General features: G+C 44.6%; 13 protein-coding genes. 6 read left to right on the top strand and 7 right to left on the bottom strand.

Translation table 11 applies throughout. The annotated features are described in order from the left end of the window. Positions 1-34: 34 nt before the first annotated feature. Genes E0E47_RS10650 through E0E47_RS10670 form a run of 5 tightly spaced genes read right to left on the bottom strand, consistent with a single transcriptional unit; the run spans position 35 to position 5680 of the window. Positions 35-1903, bottom strand: a complete 1869-nt coding sequence (locus E0E47_RS10650) for a T9SS type A sorting domain-containing protein (protein ID WP_130893644.1) — start codon at positions 1901-1903, stop codon at positions 35-37. Between the two features lie 13 nt (positions 1904-1916). Then, positions 1917-2660, bottom strand: a complete 744-nt coding sequence (locus E0E47_RS10655) for a T9SS type A sorting domain-containing protein (RefSeq protein WP_172604690.1) — start codon at positions 2658-2660, stop codon at positions 1917-1919. A 30-nt stretch (positions 2661-2690) separates the two neighbouring features. Continuing rightward, positions 2691-3485: an Omp28 family outer membrane lipoprotein gene (locus E0E47_RS10660; RefSeq protein WP_008626543.1), complete on the bottom strand. Its 795-nt coding sequence runs from the start codon at positions 3483-3485 to the stop codon at positions 2691-2693. A 3-nt stretch (positions 3486-3488) separates the two neighbouring features. Next, complete coding sequence (locus E0E47_RS10665) at positions 3489-5156, bottom strand: DUF6029 family protein (protein ID WP_130893646.1); 1668 nt, start codon at positions 5154-5156, stop codon at positions 3489-3491. A gap of 26 nt (positions 5157-5182) precedes the next feature. Then, entirely contained in the window at positions 5183-5680 is a 498-nt protein-coding gene (locus tag E0E47_RS10670; protein WP_008626546.1) for a TlpA family protein disulfide reductase, read from the bottom strand. A gap of 357 nt (positions 5681-6037) precedes the next feature. Here E0E47_RS10670 and E0E47_RS10675 point away from each other — a divergent pair, with 357 nt between their 5' ends. From E0E47_RS10675 to E0E47_RS10700, 6 genes are all read left to right on the top strand, one after another. After that, positions 6038-9634 (top strand): choice-of-anchor J domain-containing protein, encoded by a 3597-nt coding sequence (locus E0E47_RS10675; RefSeq protein WP_172604691.1) that lies wholly within the window; start codon positions 6038-6040, stop codon positions 9632-9634. A gap of 106 nt (positions 9635-9740) precedes the next feature. After that, positions 9741-13079 carry a SusC/RagA family TonB-linked outer membrane protein gene (locus tag E0E47_RS10680; protein ID WP_130894359.1) on the top strand — a complete coding sequence of 1113 codons (3339 nt, stop codon included), beginning with the start codon at positions 9741-9743 and terminating at the stop codon, positions 13077-13079. A 27-nt stretch (positions 13080-13106) separates the two neighbouring features. Next, the gene (locus E0E47_RS10685) at positions 13107-14678 is read left to right on the top strand and encodes a RagB/SusD family nutrient uptake outer membrane protein (RefSeq protein WP_040602733.1); all 1572 of its coding nucleotides are present in this window, start codon (positions 13107-13109) and stop codon (positions 14676-14678) included. Positions 14679-14702: 24 nt separating this feature from the next. Next, positions 14703-15581: a zinc-binding metallopeptidase gene (locus tag E0E47_RS10690; protein WP_008626550.1), complete on the top strand. Its 879-nt coding sequence runs from the start codon at positions 14703-14705 to the stop codon at positions 15579-15581. Between the two features lie 12 nt (positions 15582-15593). Then, complete coding sequence (locus tag E0E47_RS10695) at positions 15594-16955, top strand: DUF4302 domain-containing protein (protein WP_008626551.1); 1362 nt, start codon at positions 15594-15596, stop codon at positions 16953-16955. A gap of 13 nt (positions 16956-16968) precedes the next feature. Then, complete coding sequence (locus tag E0E47_RS10700; RefSeq protein WP_008626552.1) at positions 16969-17991, top strand: BACON domain-containing protein; 1023 nt, start codon at positions 16969-16971, stop codon at positions 17989-17991. A gap of 72 nt (positions 17992-18063) precedes the next feature. On the opposite strand, the gene E0E47_RS10705 is transcribed toward E0E47_RS10700, so the two are convergent. After that, on the bottom strand, positions 18064-19572 hold the full coding sequence (locus E0E47_RS10705) for a M6 family metalloprotease domain-containing protein (protein ID WP_130893648.1): 1509 nt from the start codon (positions 19570-19572) through the stop codon (positions 18064-18066). 155 nt (positions 19573-19727) lie between these two features. Then, complete coding sequence (locus tag E0E47_RS10710) at positions 19728-22091, bottom strand: hypothetical protein (protein ID WP_130893649.1); 2364 nt, start codon at positions 22089-22091, stop codon at positions 19728-19730. Positions 22092-22228 lie beyond the last annotated feature (137 nt).

The raw sequence follows: 22228 nt of genomic DNA on the forward strand, positions 1-22228 counted from the left end.
CCTTTATGAGGATAAGCCCGAAACCGGACCGTAATTACTTCTTCAAAACTTTCACGACCTGCGTGCCTTCGTTTCCGGCAAATTGGAACACATAAATTCCTTTCTGCCATGAAGCTGCCGCAATATGGGCAGAACCGCCGGCAGACAAAGCGTAAGTACCCACGAGCTGTCCAGAAGTGGCATATACGTCCAAACGGTTGTACGAAGACGGATAAATCACGTCGAAACCTTCTCCCTCCGCCGTTACGTCCACCCGGCCGGAGGCATTGACTGCCTCTACGGACAAAGCGTCGTCGGCAGCACTGCGATCTCCTTGGTAAATCGTCAGGTCACGCGAAAAGCCCTTATTATCCGTCAGCGTCAGCGTGGCACGGCGGCCTTTCACATTCCATGGCTTGGCCTGTGCCGTCATGCTGATAGCAAACAAATTGGATTTGCCTTCAGCTTCCACCGGCTGAGTCACTGTGAACCAATCGCCATCCGAAGAATTAGACACGGTGGCCGATACCGTCACATCATTTGAAGCTCCACCCAACCAATCTAAAATCAAATATTTCTGAGTCTCACCGTCTATGCTAAAATCATAGTTTGTGTCTTGCACAAAATCGAGGCGCGCATTATCCTTGCACATAATCATATAAGGAGTAGCCACATACTGATGAATATCAAGAGAGCTAGCATAATTGAAATCCACCACTTCGTTACCATTCTGAAGTTGCAACACATATTGGCACATTTGACCGGCATATTCCCCTTTCTTCGGCACATAATAGGCCGTATTGCGCTCAGAATCCGTAAAGTCCATACGGTCCAACTGGGAAAGCAAAGCCCACTTCGTACCGTCCTGAGGCCCGTCTATCATAACATAGAAACTGCTGTTCACCAAACATTCCGGAGTTTCGGTATTCACGGCAACTTCCCAAACCCGCAAGGTAGTGGTGGAAAGGTCACGATCCAATTTAGCTTTCACGTCCTTGAACTCTTTTACCAAGACCCATTCATCCTTTTTTGAATCGTATTCGGCCCAACTCACAGTAAAACGTTTCTTACCTAAATCCACAGTTGTCGGAGTCAACACATAAAAATGAGTTCCCCACAAAACCACAGCCCCGTCCTTAGGCGCATCAAAAAGTTCCACATAAGCCGGTTGCATATCCGTGTCCCATCCAAAAAGCATATTACCGTTTCCCCACGGATCCGTAGGACTAAGGGCAGAATAAAAGGTATTCACAAACGGCTCAGCATCTACATCCACATTGTAAACGTAAGCCATTCCCGAAAGAGCTACCATACCCGGAAGGAACTTGGTCTGGTCTACATAATCCTGACTATACCCCATTTGATAAACAGAATCCACACCATTCATCGTAGCCGTCAGTTTCGGTGTATTCAAATATACCCCGTTGTTAGCAAAATAAGGATGCATCAATACGGTATCTTCCGAGAACTTGTCCCCATCGAAGTCCCACTCAAAAGCACTAAAAGTACCTTCTTTGGAACGGTTGGCAAAATGGAGGTCACGGTCGGGATAACCCAAAATCCCCCTACGCGCATACACAACAGAGTCATCCTCCAATATAGTCAATGCAAATCCGGGCACCAAATTATAATAGCCTGCATCTACAGAATAAAACGCACCGGGCTTAGAGGGGGTATCACGCGTCATTACATTGTACACATCCACTGCCTCCTGCGTTTGCATCACACGAGGCGCAGCCAATCTGGCACCTTTCTGATTAATGGCATTCACCGGCGAAGCAGCCCGCAATGCTTTCAGACTGGACGAAGACAAGTGCTGCTTGTGTGAAATATGCTCTCCCGCTACTGGTAATTGCGCTGCAACCGACAAAGCACAAACTGCCAACGCTGCGGAAAATGTCCCCTTTAAAATCTTATTATTCATACCTTTTTGCTTTTTACTGATTCAATACAATCTTTCCGCTCACCTTGCCGTCCGCACCTTCAATGCAATAAAGCCACAACCCGGCAGAAAGGTTTTCTAATGAAATCTGCCCCTTGGCATTTTCCAATTCCTGCGACATTACCTTGCCACCATCCAGACCGTAAACGGAAAGTGTACGACCTGCCGGTGACGCGAAATTGTAAGAAATGACATTACCACTGACTTTCACAGCCTTTTTCTTATCTGCCTGCACACCGTCTACCGAAAGAAGTTCATCATCGTTGGTCATCACCAAAGTAAAATAAACTTTATCGGATTCTTTACCGGGCACCCATGCAGAAACCTGTACGCGTTTGGTAATTGTAATATCCGTTTCACCGACTTTCCCAAAATATTCAATCGACAAGTCTTCCTCTTTTCCTGCAAACAACTTACAACGGTCATCATTCTTCAAAACCGTATAATGGTTTTCCGCACTCGTATTGATACATCCCCCAAAAGCACAAAAACCGATGGTTGACTCATCCAAAGATTTCACTTCCACAGCAACATTTGTATTAGCATCCGAAGTCAAGTATATTGGTGGGAAAAAGGCATATTGATTATCGTATTCCAAATAATCTTTATCATAGTCACCAAAATAGACCGTAGCCCCGTTCCCTATCTCCTGCGCACCGTAAGTGAGCTTCAGCGTCTGCGCCTCTATTCCCATTACGGCAAACAGCGATGCACATAAAATCGTAGAAATTTTTTTCATAATCATTTCATTTTATCTATTAATACTTAATCACTTTACTTCACACTCTACTGCTTGTAATACCCCGTCAGCTTCCGTATATACAAAACCCACGACAGAAAGATTCTCGACGTTCCATTCAGACTTAATCTGAACGCCCCGCTCAAAATCCAAGAACATGTCTTTTTGTAAGGAGACTTCTTCTCCTCCTACACCATTCACAGCACCACGGTAAACATGATTATGCACATACTTCCGATCGGTCTGACGCCCGTTTCGCTGACGAGCCACAATACCATTCTCCGTCACCCAAAGCTGAAGTTTGGCATTCACAGTCACACCCGGCTCCAAATGGACGCGGATGGCTATACTATCCTTCCCTACCACAGAATCGGCCTCAATGGAGAGCTGTACCTGGGTATCTTCAGCCAATGCATCACGTACCGTCGTCGACCATTTGGAATAATCACAAAGTCCCCCTCTACGGTTCACAACTCCCGTTGGTAATGATACATTATCAGGATTGGCCCATTGCGACAAATAGACATTGCCATCCGGTAACATCAACCCGCCTCTCGGATCCCCCTCCGGAATTCCAAAAACACTTGTTGCATGTACAGCCACAGCCACGACAGCATCTCCATATTGCTCCTTCAGACTGGCTACCACTTCATGGGCCGTAGGACAATTGGAGCAGTCCTGCCCGGTGAAGTCCTCCAACAAAACGTTACGTTTCACTTCCACATCACCCATGGAAATAAAGCGGTCTTGCTCGTCCACTTCGTCACAACCGGCCAAAGTCGCCAAGGCTACGAAAGCCCCCCATATATAGTTTTTTACCTTCATGCGTTAAAAATTAAAGTTGTAAGACATCTGGAAACCGCGCGTGGCCGGTACATAACGGCAAACACCACCGGAACAGTTGTAGCCCGCACGCGTGCGGCCATAACCGGCCATCAGGCGGTGCGCCTTGTAATTGAAGGTCACGGAACCCATATAATAATGCACGTTGCTCTCCCCGTTGTTCCACATGTCGCTCACGGTAAACATGAAATACGGCAAAACGGAAAGTTCCAACAGCCCGTAGGTCCAATCGCCTTCATCCTGCTTCGTGGCCAGATACTGGGCCTCGGCACGCAAGGTCAGTTTATTGTTGAACTGGTATTTACCTTCTGCCACCGCAATATGCGATTTAATCATGCCGTTATCTTCCTGACGGATGACCGCATCATTGAAACGTTGGTTCATGTACATCAAATTCAACTTGAAGGCTTTGGTCAGCTTCTTCTCCATCTGCACGTTGATGTCTTGATAATAGGTTTCTCCCCCCACCTTGAAGAACTTGGACTTGTAGCCCTTCGTCCCGTAAAGGGAAGTACCCACGGCAGCATCCACATCTTCCTTGTCCAATGAACGCACATGGCTGAAATTCACTTTCAGCTTCGTGCCATACTTACCGCCCAACGGGGTACGGCGTGCAAAGTTATAGCCCACTTCTCCCTGAAACGCCCATTCGCCTCCCGCAGCCTGCGTGGCATAAGGATAAAGGGCTGCCAAAGCATAAGTATGTTGGTAGGCAAAAGCAGGCATATTATTGATAAACACCGAATTGCCGTTCATCGAACGTTGACTGCGATAGGCCATGTCCTCGCTACGCTTCACCTGCAACAGGGCACTCATGCCACGCCGGGAATAAGACCCCGACAACATGAGGGCATTGCCACGATGATAGATATACCCGTTGTCGAAAGACGGGTCCTGGCTTTTCCAGGCATATTCGGCCAACAAACTGTAATCGCCTTTTTGGAAACGTGAACGCACATCAAAGGCACTCACCATCTCTGGCAGGTTCAGACGGTAGTTCGTACCCGGCACGACGATGTCCTCGTCCTTTTCATGTTTCAGCACGTAAGAACCGCCCACCATCCAAGTGATGTTCTTGTCGCGCATCCGTGCCGAATATTGTTCCAAGTTCAATTCCAAATCGGCACCGCCGACCCATGAATCCTTGCTCCAATCCCAATAACGACGTTGCAGACCGCCCAACACTTTGAACGATACCCCCTTCAAACCGGTCACATTGACCCGTGCACCACGCAGGGAATTGTCGATGCCCAAGCTACGTTCCTCATAGGTCCGGAACACAAAACCACTACCGAACTGGTCATAAAAGTCTCCGGCTGTAATATCCACCCCCTTCAACTTTCCTTTCACATAGATGTGGGGCACTCCCCATCCTTTGAAATCCGGCTCAAAACCGGGAAGAGGAAATTCCGTAAATTCCAACCGGGCACCCGCATCGACATACTTGCTCATCAGATTCAAGTCGGCATAAGTATTGGTCAGCCCCCAATCACTGTAAGTTCCGGTCCCGATTTTTTCATCTTCTTCCGGAATCAACACGTCGCTTTGCACGCTTCCGTGCAAAACGACCTTACGTCCACTTTCCTGCGCATTCGCAACAAAGGCCAACAGCCCTGCTCCACACAGCACCATTGGCTTTAAGCTTATTTTCATTATACCTTATTATATATTATAACAGATTATTTCCCGGCAATCAGCTCACGTATCTTTTCTATCAAATGACTTTCGGCACCTTCTGTATAACCGCTACGTGATTCGGCAATATTACCCTTACCATCAATGATGAACACGTGGGGAATCATCTGTACCCCCATGGCACGGCGAAACTCGCTATTGGGATCAAGCAACACCTCGTATTCCCATCCTTCGCCATCCACCAATGGTTTTACCTTATTAATATTTTGGGCCTGGTCGATAGAGACAGCAATGACCTTCATACCAGTCTCATCCTGCCAATCGGCATACTGCTCGCTAATGGCTTTCAGCTCCCGATTACAAGGCTTACACCATGTAGCAAAAAAACTAATCACAAAAGGTTTTCCGTCATTACTTAACTTGGAAGTATCCACGGTCTTGCCTTCCAAATCTTTTAACTGGACAGAAGGCAACTGCGCACGAACCGCTGCCGCTACAAGCAGTAGGGTGCACAAGCTAAAGAATCTTACTAAAATCTTCATCTATACAAGTTTTGATTGCAAAAATACTATTTTTTCTCAAAAAAAGCATTCTTTTAGCAAAAAAACTTTCCTAATTTTAAGAAAAATAGTTTTTTTATATATCTTTGCAGCCGGAAATCAGTTTTTTATTTCGAAAATATTTTTTATTTTAATAATTATCTATAACCAAACATGAAGAAAGGTCTATTAAAAATTGCCCTCTCAGTATTAGGAGCGGCGTTTTTTCTTTGCGCGAAAGCGCAAGGGGTTCCAGGAGCCTCCATTCATCCGTTTGTATTTGAAGATGTATCCATCCTTACTAACATTTCAAACAACGGGAAATGGGCTACCGCTCATGGTACAGAGGAAAGCAAAACGATGTTTCCCAAACTTATCGACTTAAGCTCTAACCAAGTCACGGAACTGCTTACCGGCGAAGACTACTCCAACTTGACAAGCGCGGCCTATGACGTGACAGACGACGGTAGCATGGTGGCAGGAAGCTATGACGGCCAACCGGCTATCTATATCACAGCCCAAAAACGTTGGAGCATGTTGGCCGTACCCGACAGCTGTGTAGGTGGAGAAGTCACAGCCATCACCCCCGATGGCCATTACGCCGTGGGAAGGGGCCTATACGCAAATACTTACATGGAAGCTGTCGTCATGTGGGATTTACAACAGGACGGCCTGCTTCTCGATTTATCCGGCATTCCATTTGAAGACATGGTAGGCGAAAATAACAACCAACGCCGTCTGATAGGTGTAACCCCTGATGGAAATAAAGTATTAGGCTGCATATCATACAGCTACGTAAGCCCTGCCGGCATCTTCTTTTTTGTATATGACCGCCAAACCAAGAAGTGCCAGCCTATCGGTTTCGATACCACAACAGAAACAACAGAAGAAGGCCCTCAAACGGTTTGGACACCGCGTGCCGAAGGACTTTATTTTATCAACTCAGCCGATCTCAGTGCCAACGGACGATATATCACAGGCGAAGCGTACATGGAAAATGATGCAGCCAAAGGTTACGTTTACGACATAGAAACGGATAAATTCACCCTATACAGCGATGCACAAGATGACATGCCCGGTTTTACAGCATGCAGTAATGGAATCGTGTTGGGTGCAACCCCTCCGACCAATCCTTATCGTGACTGGAGCGTGCGCGTGGGAGAATATTGGTATCCCATTTCTTTGATTCTCTCTCAACGTTATGGCATCAACTTCTCTACGGAGACTAATTTCTCCAATACAGGAACACCGATAGCCACTAGCCTGGATGGCAAAAAAATCGTTGTATTCGTAGCTCCACAAAAAGAAAATTATATTTTGGAATTACCGGAGACCTTGGATGCAGCAACCACAGATATTGACTTATTAGGTAACTACATCGTCAATCCGAAGGCCGGAAGTGAATTCTCGTCTCTTAAAACCGTCACGTTTACATTCCCCTATGAAATAGAACTATTAGGAGACAAAAGCAATGTGACCTTTACGGACGAAAACGGGAAAAAAACGGGTACGATCTTAAGTCTTAAAACGGATGACAAGGATTTGAATATCAGCTTCCGCAGCACAAACCTGCAAGCAGGAGTGAAATATACCCTGACCCTTTCTGCCGGTACTATCGCCATCAAAGGCGACACGGAACGTAAAAACAAAGAGCTCTCCGTCACTTATACAGGACGTGATAATGTTCCGGTAAAAATGGTATCTGCCACTCCGTATGAAAACACGGAAGTAAAACAGCTGAATTACACCAACAATCCTATAACCATAACGTTCGACACCCAATTATCCCTCAATGAGGACGCTATCGGTTACCTTTACAAAGACGACGAAACGACCCCGGACGGCACCTTACGTTTAGGAGTCACAGACAATAAATTATATGTGTTCCCTGTCACAGCCCGCAATTTGTTTAAGGGACACAACTACAAAGTGACGGTTCCTCGCAACGCGGTATATGACATCATGGGCAATAATGGTAATGACTCCATCACCTTGCACTACATCGGCGGATTCGAACGCGAAGTAAGTTATGACAACGATACACTCTTCGTAGAGGATTTCAACAACGGGTTCACTAAGACCATGTTGTATGAAGGAGACCATAATAAACCCACGGAGGAAATGCAAAAAATGGATTTCAACGATAGCGATAACTATCCTTGGACCATGGTACGCGATGAAGATGATCCCAATAACTATGCCGCTGCTTCCACTTCGTTGTATGACCCCGTCGGGAGGTCTGACGACTGGATGGTCACAGCGCATATCTATATCCCGGACGACAGATGTTATTTGCAATTTGATGCCCAAAGTTTCCGGGAGAATAAAAAAGATAGCCTTTATGTATTGGTTTGGGTAACTGAAGATGAGTTTTCTTCAATGAACAGCGAACGTATCGCCAAGTTCAAAGCCGAATGCGACACCATATATGCCGGCATCGAAACTCCGGGAGACTATGAAGACTTCCTTGCCGGAGACTGGACGGAACACACGGCAAGCCTACAACCTTATGCCGGCAAAAACATCTACATCGCTTTTGTCAACAGCAATGAAAACCAAAGTTGTGTATTCGTAGACAACCTTTTGGTGAGACAAGACCAACAGTTCCAAATCAGCGTGACCACAGACCAAACGGTGGTAAAAGCCAAAGAGATAAAAATCAGTGGACAAATCAGAATCACGACACCAGACCACACTTACTCGACCTTGGAACTGACCTTGAAAGATTCTCAGGGAAACATGGTAGACCAAATTAGCGAAAGCAACCTGGAACTGAAAGAAAATGATAAGTATGACTTCTCCTTCGACAAGCCATTACCCTTGGTTATCGGCCAAGAAAACGAATATACTATCCTTGTCCAATTGGATGAAGAACAAAGTGAACCTCACTATTCAGTAAAGAACCTGTCTTTCCAGACCGTTAAACGGGTTGTATTGGAAGAAGGTACCGGACAGGATTGTCCGAACTGTCCGCAAGGCATTCTGGCCATTGAAAATCTGGAAGATGTTTACGGCGACTTGTTCATCCCTGTAAGCCTTCATACTTATTCCGGTGACCCTTATGGAACTGGCTTTGAAAGCTATGCCGCATTCCTGAACATCACAGGATACCCTTCGGGCACCGTCAATCGTACCAATCAAGTCCCTGTGGGAGCCATGACTTCGGATGAGAATGGAAATGCCACCTTCACCTCTACGGCACATCCTTGTTGGTTAGACTATGTAGCTGCAGAAATGGAAATAAGCGCCGATGCAAACTTCGACATCGCAAAGGCTAAGGTAGAGGCAGACAGTACAATTAACATGACTTATAAATACCAATATGCCCTAAACGTGAAAGGACAAAACGTAAACCTCTTTACTGTAATATTAGAAGATAGCCTGATTGGCAAGCAAAGAAACTCTTATGGTTCCAACAGCGACCCGCTTTTAGGCGAATGGGGCCAGGGAGGTAAATACTCTGCCGCCACCGTACGTAATTATCCTTTCGTAGATGTAGTGAGAGGCGTAGTCGGTGATACATTCTACGGCACTGCCGGTTATATCCAACCGAATGTCGAGGCCGGTAAGGAATATACGGCCGAAGCCACTTTCAAGCTTCCTGCAAAAGTCCTGAAAGCTAAAAACTGTAAGATCGTAACCATGATGATAGACGCCAACAGCGGCAAAGTCATCAATTCGGCGCGCGCCAAATTGGATGTATCGGATTTTGCTAATGCCATAGCTGACATACAAGCAGAAAAACCGAATGTCGAAATTGCAGTTGTAAACGGTGGCGTAGAGATTACCACAGATGCCCCGGCACAAATTAATTTGTATAGCCTGAACGGCACTTTAATCGGAACAGCCAAAAGCCAAGGCTTTGTCTCATTAAGCACAAACGGATACCGTGGCCTTACTTTGGTGAAAGTGACTACCGGACATCAAACTTTAGTGAAAAAAGTCATCGTGAAGTAAACTGCTTCCTTACCCTCCACATTGTACCATGCCCGTTCCTTTGGGCATGGTACTTTAGTGTTTCAGAACGAACGACAATAATTTATTAATAACAACTCTTTAAATGATGAAACAAAAACTTCTCATGCTCTGTATGCTGTTCTGCATAATGGCGGGCGCGTCTTATGCACAAACCCAAACAGCATCGGGCATCGTTTATTCTGCTGAAGACGGCCTACCGCTCATCGGCGCAAACGTGAAAGTACAAGGCACGACCATGGGTGCATCGGCCGACTTCGATGGAAAGTTCACCATCAAGAACATCCCGGCCACAGCCAAATTCCTTGAAATCTCCAGTATCGGTTTCAAGAAACAGACAGTGCCCATTAAAACGAACCTTAAAATCACCCTCCAACCGGACAATAAGGAGCTCGGTGAAGTGGTAGTGACCGGATTACAGAAAATGGACAAGCGCCTCTTCTCCGGTGCCACCGTAAAGTTGGATGCCGATAAAATGAAAATAGACGGTATGGCCGACATCAGCCGTTCATTGGAAGGACGAGCCGCCGGCGTATCTGTACAAAATGTCAGCGGTACATTCGGTACAGCGCCGAAAATCCGTGTCCGTGGAGCCACCTCCATTTATGGCAGTAGCAAACCGTTATGGGTTGTGGACGGTGTCATCATGGAAGATGCCATTGAAGTAAGCGCGGACGCTTTGGCCACCGGTGACGTGGAAACCATGATCAGCTCTTCCATCGCAGGCTTGAACGCCGATGACATCGAAAGTTTCCAAATTCTGAAAGATGGTTCTGCAACCTCCATTTACGGTGCACGAGCCATGGCTGGTGTGATTGTTGTCACCACCAAAAAAGGAAAAGCCGGACAAAGCAAGATCAACTATACTGGTGAATTCACCATGCGCATGAAGCCGAGTTACAAGAACTTCAACATCATGAATTCGCAAGACCAGATGTCAGTATACAAGGAAATGGCCGACAAGGGGTGGTTAAACTTCTCCGGCACTGGAGACAATGGTATGTACAACGCACCAAACAGTGGTGTATACGGTAAAATGTGGCACCTAATCAACTCTTACGACGCAGCTACCGGACAATTCGGATTGTCTAATACCCCGGAAGCGCGTAACGCTTACCTACGCGCTGCAGAAATGCGTAATACGGACTGGTTCGACGAATTGTTTAGTAACAATGTCATGCACAACCACTCCGTAAGCGTGTCTTCCGGTACGGATAAGGCTTCCTATTATGCCTCTTTGAGTGTCATGAGCGACCCGGGATGGTACAAACAAAGTAAAGTGAACCGTTATACAGCCAACTTAAACACCTCCTTCAATCTCAGCAAACAGCTCACACTGAACTTGCTGTCCAATGCCTCCTACCGTAAGCAACGTGCCCCGGGCACATCTAGCCAAAGCACGGACATCGCCAACGGTGAAGTGAGCCGCGAATTTGACATCAACCCTTACTCATTCGCATTAAATACTTCCCGCACACTCGACCCGAATGAATATTACACGCGTAACTATGCAGACTTCAATATCTTCCATGAATTGGACAATAACTATATCGAGTTGAACATCGTAGATTTAAAATTCCAAGGAGAATTGAAATGGAAACCGATTTCCGAACTGGAATTCAGTGCACTCGGTGCCATGAAATACAGCACCATTGCCAACGAACAGTTCGTCAAAGATGATGCCAACCAAGCCAATGCTTACCGAGCCATGGGCAATGCCATCATCCGCGACCAAAACGACAAACTGTACACAGACCCCGATAACCCTTATTCTTTACCGATGTCAGTCCTGCCAGAAGGTGGTTTCTATAAACGTACCGACTACAAGACGAAAGGATTCGATTTCCGAGCTTCCGCATCGTGGAACCGCCTTTGGAAAGAAGATCATCTAACCAATATCTACGCAGGTATGGAAACCAACGCTACGGATTACAACCAATCTTATTTCCACGGATGGGGTATGCAATATTCCATGGGTGAAACTCCATTCTATATTTACCAATTCCTGAAACAGCTCATCGAACAAGGTTCGAGCTACTACGGCATGGGAAACAACCGTCTGCGCAGTGCAGCCTTCTTCATGAACGCCAACTATGCATTCCAATCCCGCTATTCCGTAAATGGAACGGTACGTTATGAAGGTACAAATAAATTAGGGAAGAGCCGTAGCGCCCGTTGGCTTCCTACATGGAACATCTCCGGGCGATGGAACCTCGACGAAGAAAAGTTCTTCGAGCCTATCAAAGACATAATATCTCATGCAGCGTTCAAGGTTTCATACTCTCTGACAGGCGACCGAGGTCCCTCAAGCATATCTAACTCTAAAGCAATTATCTCAAGCTATACCCCGTTCCGCCCGTTCACGTCTATACAGGAAAGCGGTATGCAACTTTATCAATTAGAGAACAGCGAACTGACGTATGAAAAGAAAACTGAGTTGAACTTAGGATTGGATTTGGGCTTCTTAGATAATCGCATTAATCTGGCCATGGACTGGTACACTCGTGACAACCACGACTTGATTGGCTCTATCAACACACAAGGCGTGGGTGGAGAAACTAAAAAATGGGCCAACGTGGCTTCCATGAAATCCCATGGCTTCGAAATGAGTATCTCGACCGTGAATATCAAAAACAAAAACTTCTCCTGGAACACCGACTTCATTTTCTCGACTTACAAAAACGAAGTGACTGAATTGGATGCACTGGCCACCATGATGGACTATGTGAGTGGTACCGGTTTCACGATGCCCGGTTATCCAGTACGTTCCCTGTTCTCTATTCCGTTTGCCGGTCTGGACAGCAACGGTATACCGACATTCTACAACGAAAACGGAGAAATTACTAGCACGGACATCAGCTTCCAGTACAGTGATGACTTCTCTTGGCTAAAATATGAAGGCTCTACCGACCCGACCGTAATGGGTAGCTTGGGCAATACTTTCAATTACAAAGGCTTCCGCCTGAACGTGTTCCTGACTTATTCCGGTGGCAACGTGGTCCGTCTTGATCCGGTATTCAGTGCCAACTATAGCGATTTGACAGCCACGACGCGTGAATTTAAAAACCGTTGGACCTTGCCGGGTGACGAGCACAAAACCAATATACCGGCCATCCTGAGCTATCGCCAGTATTACGAAAATACGGATTTAAGATATGCTTATAACGCTTATAATTACTCCACAGAACGAGTAGCAAAAGGCGGTTTCATCCGTCTGAAAGAGATTTCTTTGTCCTATGACTTTCCCAAGAAATGGATAGAACCGTTAAAACTGTCCAACCTCTCTCTGAAGTTACAGGCTACCAACCTCTGCCTTCTCTATGCGGACAAGAAACTGAACGGACAAGACCCTGAGTTTGTCAACTCAGGCGGTGTAGCTTCTCCTGTACCCCGCCAGTTTACCATGACACTGAGATTAGGTTTATAATCATATACGAACTTAAAAAGAATGATGATGAATTTCAAATATACAGCAATTGCCTTTACCGCATTATCGCTGACCGTATCTTCCTGTAACGACTTTTTGGACGAAATGCCCGATAACCGTACGGAATTAGATACCCCGGAAAAAATTACCAAACTGTTAGTTACAGCCTATCCGACCACAAGTTGGAACTTATTAGCCGAATTTTCGTCGGACAACACGGACGACAATGGTCCCAAATATCAAATCTTCGACCGTTTAAGCCGAGAAATCTACGAATGGAAAGATACCAAAGAAACAGGTAACGACTCGCCTGTAACTTATTGGTCATCCTGTTATAAAGCCATAGCCACGGCCAACCAAGCTTTAGAAGCTATCGACAAGCTGCAGGCAGAAGGAATCAGCCCCAGTTTGTTGTCTGCACAGCGAGGCGAAGCCCTACTTTGCCGAGCATACGGACATTTCATGCTCAGTTATATCTTCTGTGAAGCATGGAGCGAAAGTAATAAAAACACCGCTTTAGGTATCCCTTACAGCACACTGCCGGAAACAACTGTCAATCCGCAATATGACCGCGAAACCATCGGCAAGACATACGAGCATATTGCAGCTGACCTTGAAGCCGGATTGCCATTGATTGATGACAATAACTACTCGGTAGCCAAGTACCACTTCAACAGCAAGGCAGCTTATGCCTTTGCCGCACGTTTTTACTTGTACTATTGCCAATATGACAAGGCGATAGAATATGCCACCAAAGTCTTAGGCAACGACCCTGCATTAGTAATGCGTGATTGGGGAACCCTCGGAAGTTTGTCGTTGAATGATGACCTGCAACCCGATGCCTATGTAGATGCTAGTAACCGGGCAAACTTGCTGTTGTATACAGCCCGTTCTTATTGGGGATTGTACAACGGCCCTCTTACCACAACCAACCGGTACACACACAACCCGACAATCTCTAAAAACGAAACAAGCGAATCCACAGGTATTTGGGGAGATTGTAGCACTACACTCAAACAAATCGCAGCCAACTATACTTCTATCCCCAAAGTGGTATTCCGTAAATACCCTTTTTTCTACTTCGAGGTCGTAGATCCGAGTGCCAACACAGGTTACTACAACATTGTACAGGCAGCCTTCACCACAGACGAAGCCTTGCTGATACGTGCTGAAGCCTATACCATGAAAAAAGAGTATGACAAAGCTATTGCCGACATGCAGATTTGGGAGAATAGCTATACGACGTCTAAAGTGGCGCTTACAGAGCAAGGCATTAATGACTTCTACGGTAAACTGGATTACTATACTCCGCAGAAGCCTACCGTCAAAAAAGAATTGCATCCTGATTTTACAATAGAACCGGGCACACAAGAAAACATGCTTCATTTCATCCTCCATGCCCGCCGTATCCTGACACTTCACGAAGGCTTGCGTTGGGGGGACATCAAACGATACGGCATTACGATTTATCGTAGAACGGTAGAGAAGCAAATCATTACCGTAACCGATGAAATGAAAGTTGACGACCCACGTCGCGCTTTACAAATCCCGAATACAGTAATCGGTGCCGGCCTAACCCCTAACCCGAGAAATAAATAATTCATATATTTAAATAAGGAAAAAATGAAAAAATATATAGGTTATCTATTAGTGTTCGCTTTGAGCCTGACTGCCATATCATGTAATGATGACAAGATAGAAGACCAAAGCATATTCGATACTGAAGCACCCGCACGCAACGAGTTTGACAAATGGTTGATGAAGAACTATGTAACCCCCTATAATATAGAAATAAAATATAAATGGGAAGACATAGAAACCGATATGAGCTATGACCTCGCACCTGCCGGGTTGAACCAATCCAAAATAATGGCTCAAATCATCAAATATGTATGGTTGGAAGCATACGATGAAATCGCAGGCATCAATTTCATGAGGACTTACGTCCCCAAACAAATCCTTTTCGTCGGCTCTGCTGCATACGACGCAGACACACAGACCAGTACTTTGGGAACAGCGGAAGGCGGCTTAAAGGTAATCCTCTATAACATCAACACGATAGAGAACAACATAGACGACCCGGAAGTGCTGAACGCATATTACTTCCACACCATGCACCACGAATTCTCTCATATCTTGCACCAGACCAAGCCTTACAGCACGGACTTTGAAAAGATTACTCCATCCGAATACGTAGGTGCCCAATGGAACGAGCAGGCTGACAGTACAGCTAACCGGAAAGGGTTCGTGACCCCTTACGCCATGGACCAACCGGATGAAGACTTTGCAGAAATCATCTCTACTTATATTACAAATGACCAGACATATTGGGAGAGCCTATTGCAACAAAGCGGCGAAAAAGGCGCAAAGCTAATCAACCAAAAGTTTGAAATTGTAAAGAGCTATTTGCAAAACTCTTGGAACATCGACATCGACGAACTCAGAAGTGTCGTACTACGTAGAACCTCAGAGATAAAAGACCTTGATTTGGAAAACCTATAATGAGTAAACAAAATGAAAAGATTTAGCATATTGAGTTTGATTTGCTTGGCGGCATTCACACTGCAATCCTGCCTGTTCAGCGAAGATGACATCTTCGAAGACTCATCCACCAACCGCACCAACCAGGCACTGGACAATTATCAGGCATTGCTCACCAGTGCCACGAACGGATGGAAACTGGAATATTATCCAGGCGGTAAAAGCCATGACATCGGCGGTGTGACGATGCTCATGAAATTTGAAGGCGAAGACGTGACTATCATGTCCGACACCAAGGTACAAGGTTTCAACGATAAAACAGAAACACAGGCCGGAGAACGGGTCACGTCTAAATTCACGCTCATTGCAGACCAAGGTCCCGTTTTGTCTTTCTCTACCTACAACGTGCTCATACATTATTGGAGCGAACCCAAAGGAGGCCTTGACGTAGACGGATATGCCGGAGATTTTGAATTCGTTATCACTGACGCTAGGGAAAATGAGGTTACACTAAAAGGAAAGAAGCATGGCACTATCATGCACATGACCAAATTGGCTAATGATGTCGATTGGGACGCTTATATCGCAGCTTGCAATAAAATACGTACCGAAAGCGAAGAATACGGCACATTAGTTGGTTTTAAAGGGGAAACAACTTTCACCCCATCTGCTTTCTCGCAAGAGAATGTTATCACATTCAGCGAAACGGCAAGCAATGGAGAAACAACGAAACGCAAAGTTTCCTTTGCATACACAGACAAAGGTATTCGACTGTACAGCCCTACTACCGTCAATGGAGTGGAATGCGATAATTTCGTATGGGACAATGAAACCAAATCTTTCACTAGCACAAGTGACAACTCTGTCGAACTGAAATATGTGAGACCAACAGATTATGTTCCTATAGAATTTTATACTGAACACCAATGGACTTTGGAATATACTTACAACTTTGGTCAAAAGGATACTGTTGAAACCGTAAGTTTTACCCGGTTGGAAAATACAGACACTCTCCAAACCCAAATCAGCGCATTAAACCTGAAATTTAAGGTAAAGGCTGTATATAACCGTACTACGGGTATGATTGAGTTTCGCACGCAATATTTGGACATGGTCGTATTGTCGACGGAAGAAGAGGGTGAAATGGATGCGTACATTCATTTGTGCCCTTGGGATGAAAATGCCGGTAACATGTACCTAATGCCTAAGGCCGGTATCGTCAGCTACACCACCCAAATGACACCACGTATTCTTGAATTCACGGACAATGGCCGTATCTCTGAATCATCTATCAATGGCTTTGTGTTCTACGCATTCAAGGGTGAAGACCGAGCTAGCGAACAACTCGGTGTGTTGAACACATACAGCGAAATAAAACTTAAACAAAAAGATTAAAGATTAGAAGAAGATGAAAAAAACAAGCATCATATTATGTGCGCTTGCAACCGGTTTCTTTACCGGTTGCAGCGATGACGACGAAGCCGTAAAGCCACAAGTAACAGTCGTAGACATCAACTTCAAAGCTGCAGCCTCAGAAGGTTATATTTTACTGAATGGGCAACATGCAACAGCCGTATCTTCAGACAATTGGTGCAGATTGAAACAAGATGGCGATACTATTTTCGTGACCGTAGAAGACAATACGGATATCGAAGGACGCAATGCAATCGTAACTATAACATACGCTGACGGCACACAAAAGCAAATTCCTATCAACCAACAAGGGGGATTCTTTCGTGTAGAAGCAACTGAAGGCCTCCATGCAACAGATTCCATAAATGCCGTTTCCCTTTCAGTTACTTCGGCTTTTGAGTACACAGTTAATATAAGTTCAGACTGGGTTAGTTACGAAAAAAATGAAGAGGGTATCACATTCACATTCAAAAAGAACCTGAGTGGCTTCCCACGTCATACATCCGTGAACATCGACTGTGAGAAAATGAACAAACAGTTCACCACCTCTCTTTACCAATACAGCGTAGACGACCTGATGGGAGAGTGGACTGCCCATTTTATTAACAGTAGAAACCAACCTACCACATGCAATGTGACACTAGACAGGAATACAAATGGAACAATTTCCGTAACAGGCATGCCTGAGAATCTGGTATTGAAAGCCCAACAAACCGACGAACATTCTTTTGCATTTAAAATGGGAGAAGATTTAGGTTTCTTTCAGGATAGCTACAAGATTTACTTGAACGGTATCAGTTCCGATGGAACCATTTATTCCTTCGATACGGAAAAGCGTAAAATCAGCTACACAAGTTCATTAAAATGTACTCCTGAGGGTTACGAATGTAATTTTACAGCGGACTCCACTTTCACCGATGGAATAGAAATGGACGGAGTAGTAGTCACAGCCTATGACCAAGCCGGCAATAAACAAGGGACAGTAGAAGCTTTCCGTCAATTACAATTGAAACGATAAATCTCCTTTCAATGACAATGAAAAGCATGGCGTCCTGATTCCAGGACGCCATGCTTTTTACCACTCACAATGTTACTTAAGTAACCTCTTAATCATACGACCATCTGCCCCACGATAAAGATATACTCCTTTACGCATGGGCTTTTCTACTTGTACTCCATCCATCCGATACCAAACTCCCGATGTAGTATAACCAACTTTCTCATCCATAGGCACACTCGGTACTATCGTAATCACATGTTCCTCACTTCCCCCCATAAAATCAAAAGAAACAGTCTGGGATACCTCGTCATATACAATATCAGTAATAGGCTTCCCTAACGTCCCGGCAAGCCCAAAAGACATTTCCGTAGCCGGAATAGAAGTATCCGTAAGTTCATCGTTACCGTTCCACGGATAAGTATCTCCTATCAAACTGGCTTCATATTCTGCCTCATTCTTTCCACTCACCAACAAAGGACGGGCGTTATCTGCCGGAATAACTTTCACCCGGAAGGCCGATGAAGAGACGTTATTTACTGTATTATTCTCCCACACCGTAGGATCTGGCAAACAAACATAAGTCACCAACAGACCTTTTCCTAAACAACTTTTATTCCATCCACGATCATCTATCGTTTCCAACACCAAATACTCATTTCCCTTAGCTGAAGGAGAAGAATTCACAACCTTAAAAGCCATTCCTCCCCAATCCGTAGAAGGCATGCTCTTCACAGTCGTAGCCTCATCCAACTCCTGCAAATCAATCCATCCCATATGGGCCTTTTCCAATGCACGATAGCCCACAGGACGACGTCCGTCGAGTGCATAACTACCATAGTCCATCAAAGACCATGACCCCATAGCAAACTCCGATACCACAACTCCGTCCGTACGGTAAAAATCCGGCAGACCTAACTGGTGGCTAAATTCATGACAGAATGTCCCTATTCCATCTAACTGCCCATTCAACATTTCGTTAGTACAAGAATAAGAGTTAAACTTCAAGCCTGCAACTTCCGGACTCGTATAACCACGCTCAGAGAGGGATGATGTATGCGGCCATACCAAATCTGTCTGAGCAGGAAGGGCATGCTGTCCTTCTCCTGCATAAAGTACATAAAGCGCATCTACCAGACCGTCGGAATTACTATCAAATTCAGCCCAGTCTTCCACTTCACCGGTTCCTATCGCCTTTTGGATGGCCTCCGTAATCATCTCCCCAACGTGCTCATCCTTCATCGTTTTTCCATCTGCACCATAATAAGCAGCCTTCTCGTCCAACGTGACAGGACCGATTACGACAAATTCTGGCGTAAACTTACCGTCACTCTGGTCTGCAAAATACTGAAATGCTGTACCACTCCCGGATTCTACTTCTTCAATCGTGGCAGGTTTCGAAAGACGTGCCGTATAACTCGCTTTCGGATCCGTTTCACTCATGAGCTTGTCCTTGAACTGTACCAATACCACCGGAATCTTAGGAGATCCAGTACGCACGGGCATCTCACCGATTTTCCTTACCAACGGGTGTCCCGCCTGAAGCCCGCCTACCATTGCGCCCCAAAACAAAGCCGCATACAAAAGTCTTTTTAAATTCATTCGTTATTATTATGATTAATACATTCCTATTTTTCTTTGCAAAAATAAGAAAATCCTCCTACATAAGGAAGTTACTGCATAGATTTCAGAAAACAGAATGGGAAGTTCTGCCTTTCGACAAAACTCCCCATCGTATCCTTAATTATAGAAAGTGATTACTTAATCACCACCTTCTTTCCATTCACGACATAAATTCCTTTTCTTAAAGCCTTCAATGCATCACGGTCTGCATTATAAAGCACACGTACACCATTAAGATTGTACACCGTTACTTTTGTCCCAATTTCAGCCAATACTGAATTTACTCCGACTGTCACCCCATTCTCGTCTATAACTATCGTATAAGTTAATTCCGGATTACAAGACCCTTCTGTAGAACCGGGAATCCAAGAACCATTTCCAAACAATTCTGCCGGAATAAACAACGTATAAGTACCTTTCTCTGTGAGAGGATTCTCCAATGCGATACTAAAATCTTCAAAAGCTGCTGCATAACTTACCGATTTTCCACCCACAACTTCTTCCTGAGTATTCGAATTATAAATCTTGATTTTCTCTGTGTCAAAATTCTCATCCAAAGTCACCCATTCTGGTGTCTTTATCGTAAAACCTATCACTGTACTTCCTTCTGTCTCGGCTACAACTTCGCTCGGAACATAATCTTTCGCAACTTCCCCTATAATCATATAATCCACAAGGGTTGCCTTACTTAAAATAGATGTCTGATTTCCTAAAACGAATGCCTCTGCCGGAAGATTCACCATATAAGCTCCGGGGAGCTTCACTTCATTATCAAAAACCACCTTTATTTCTGTCGGTATGTAATCCGGATTTTCCTTCTCATCTTCAGGAATAACAGGCTCCATACTTACCGCTGTAGCTACTACGTTCCGCATTCTATCCCATATCTGTATTTTCTCCTTGTTGTCTGCATTCACGCGAATACCCTCAGAACAACCAACTAATACCTCTTTAATATTTTCCACTGTAGAACCGCTCACTGGAGTGAGTATCAAATCCGGTACATTTACCAAGTTTCCTACTGTTGTGAAAACAGCAGAAAAATCTGCGGAGTAATCCCCGCCGTCAGCTGCTTCAAGGCCAACAAAGCTGACCTTTACCTCCGAATTGGCATCGGCATCACTTTTCGGTACACATACTCTTAATATACAGGCACCTTCTTCTTCAGAATCCGCTTTTTTCTTAATATCTTTCTCTACAATAGAATTAACTTGACCATTTACCATAAAATCAAACTGCACTCCAGTGTAATGCAAGTATTCATCACCACGAACCCAAATTGTTAATGAGTCTAATCCGTCAATAGAATTACTTTCTGCCAAGTCATCAAAAGCCACAGCTATATCCACCTTTACTTCCTCATAGGCATATTGAAACGTACAAGAACCTACTGAGGATTGAGCACCAGAATAAACAGGTTGTCCGTCAGCTGCATACACCCCTGCAATTTTCAAAGAAATAGTTCCAAAGGCAGCGCCGGAATAGTTCGGCAGCATATCTTTATGCCGACGCGATTTTCCGCTCAAATCTACAGTTACAGTATTTTCACCTAAGAATTGCGCATCTAAGGTTTCTTGATAAAAACCATTCTCCGCTTCTATATCCCCATATATTAATGTTGCAACCGGTTTCTTCTCTGTATCCAAAGCACCATCAAAATTCAACTGTACAACATTCTCGTCCCCAGACATAATATAAGAATGAAATATATCCATTCCATTTCCAGGCGTATTTACAGAACTGTTTAGAACCACAGGTTTTGCTGCTGCTTTTAAAGCCAAGGAGCAAGTCCCGTCTTCTCCATAAATATCACTTTCTTTATTCGCATTCCGTACTCCCTTCAAAGTTAAGAGCATATCATCTCCTTCCTTTAGGATTCCATCATTGTATGCCTCCATCATAATGGCAGATAGGTCAAATTGTACAGAAGACGATGTCGAAACCGCATCAATAGACTTTTCTTTTCCTCCAATTGTAAGAGTAGCCCCATCCATTTTAACATCCCTATTGAAAGTGAAACTTACTGTAGCATTGGAAACAAACAATGTCTCACCCTCTGTTGGAGAAACTCGTTGTAACTTCAAAGCAACAGCTTCCTTTCCAAATTCCACAGAAATGGTTCGTGCGCTCAACATAAAAGAACGGTGAAAATAATAAGTAATCCCGGCTTTTACTTCCAATTCGCAAACCCCATTATTGTAAACAAGACGTGGCTCCACCATCGTTTGATATGTATTATCCGTATATAAATCCAAAGGATCGGTACTATCAAATGTCAAAGTCAATACTCCGTCCGAAGGAGCCGTAAACGTAGCATACAAATCTTTAAAATAACTTCCCGAAACATCATATTCTTCTCCACCTTCAAAGATCAAAGGATCATCAGCTGACAATCCGGGGGCAGCTTTCAATCCTCCAACACCCACCATACACACTGCCACAAAAAGAACCATCCTCATCAGATAGTCTTTCATTTCCAAAGTAAACATCTTCCTCATACTGATATTTTTAATTAATAATTATAGATTATACTCTTCTTATTGATATATCGCAACAACCTTTTTCTAAATCCCGATATTTAGACTTTCAACTTTATGGCTGTAAATTTATATATAAAAACACTAAAACAAAAGAA

The organism is Paraprevotella xylaniphila YIT 11841 (genome assembly GCF_900683745.1).
Taxonomy (GTDB): Bacteria; Bacteroidota; Bacteroidia; order Bacteroidales; family Bacteroidaceae; genus Paraprevotella; species Paraprevotella xylaniphila.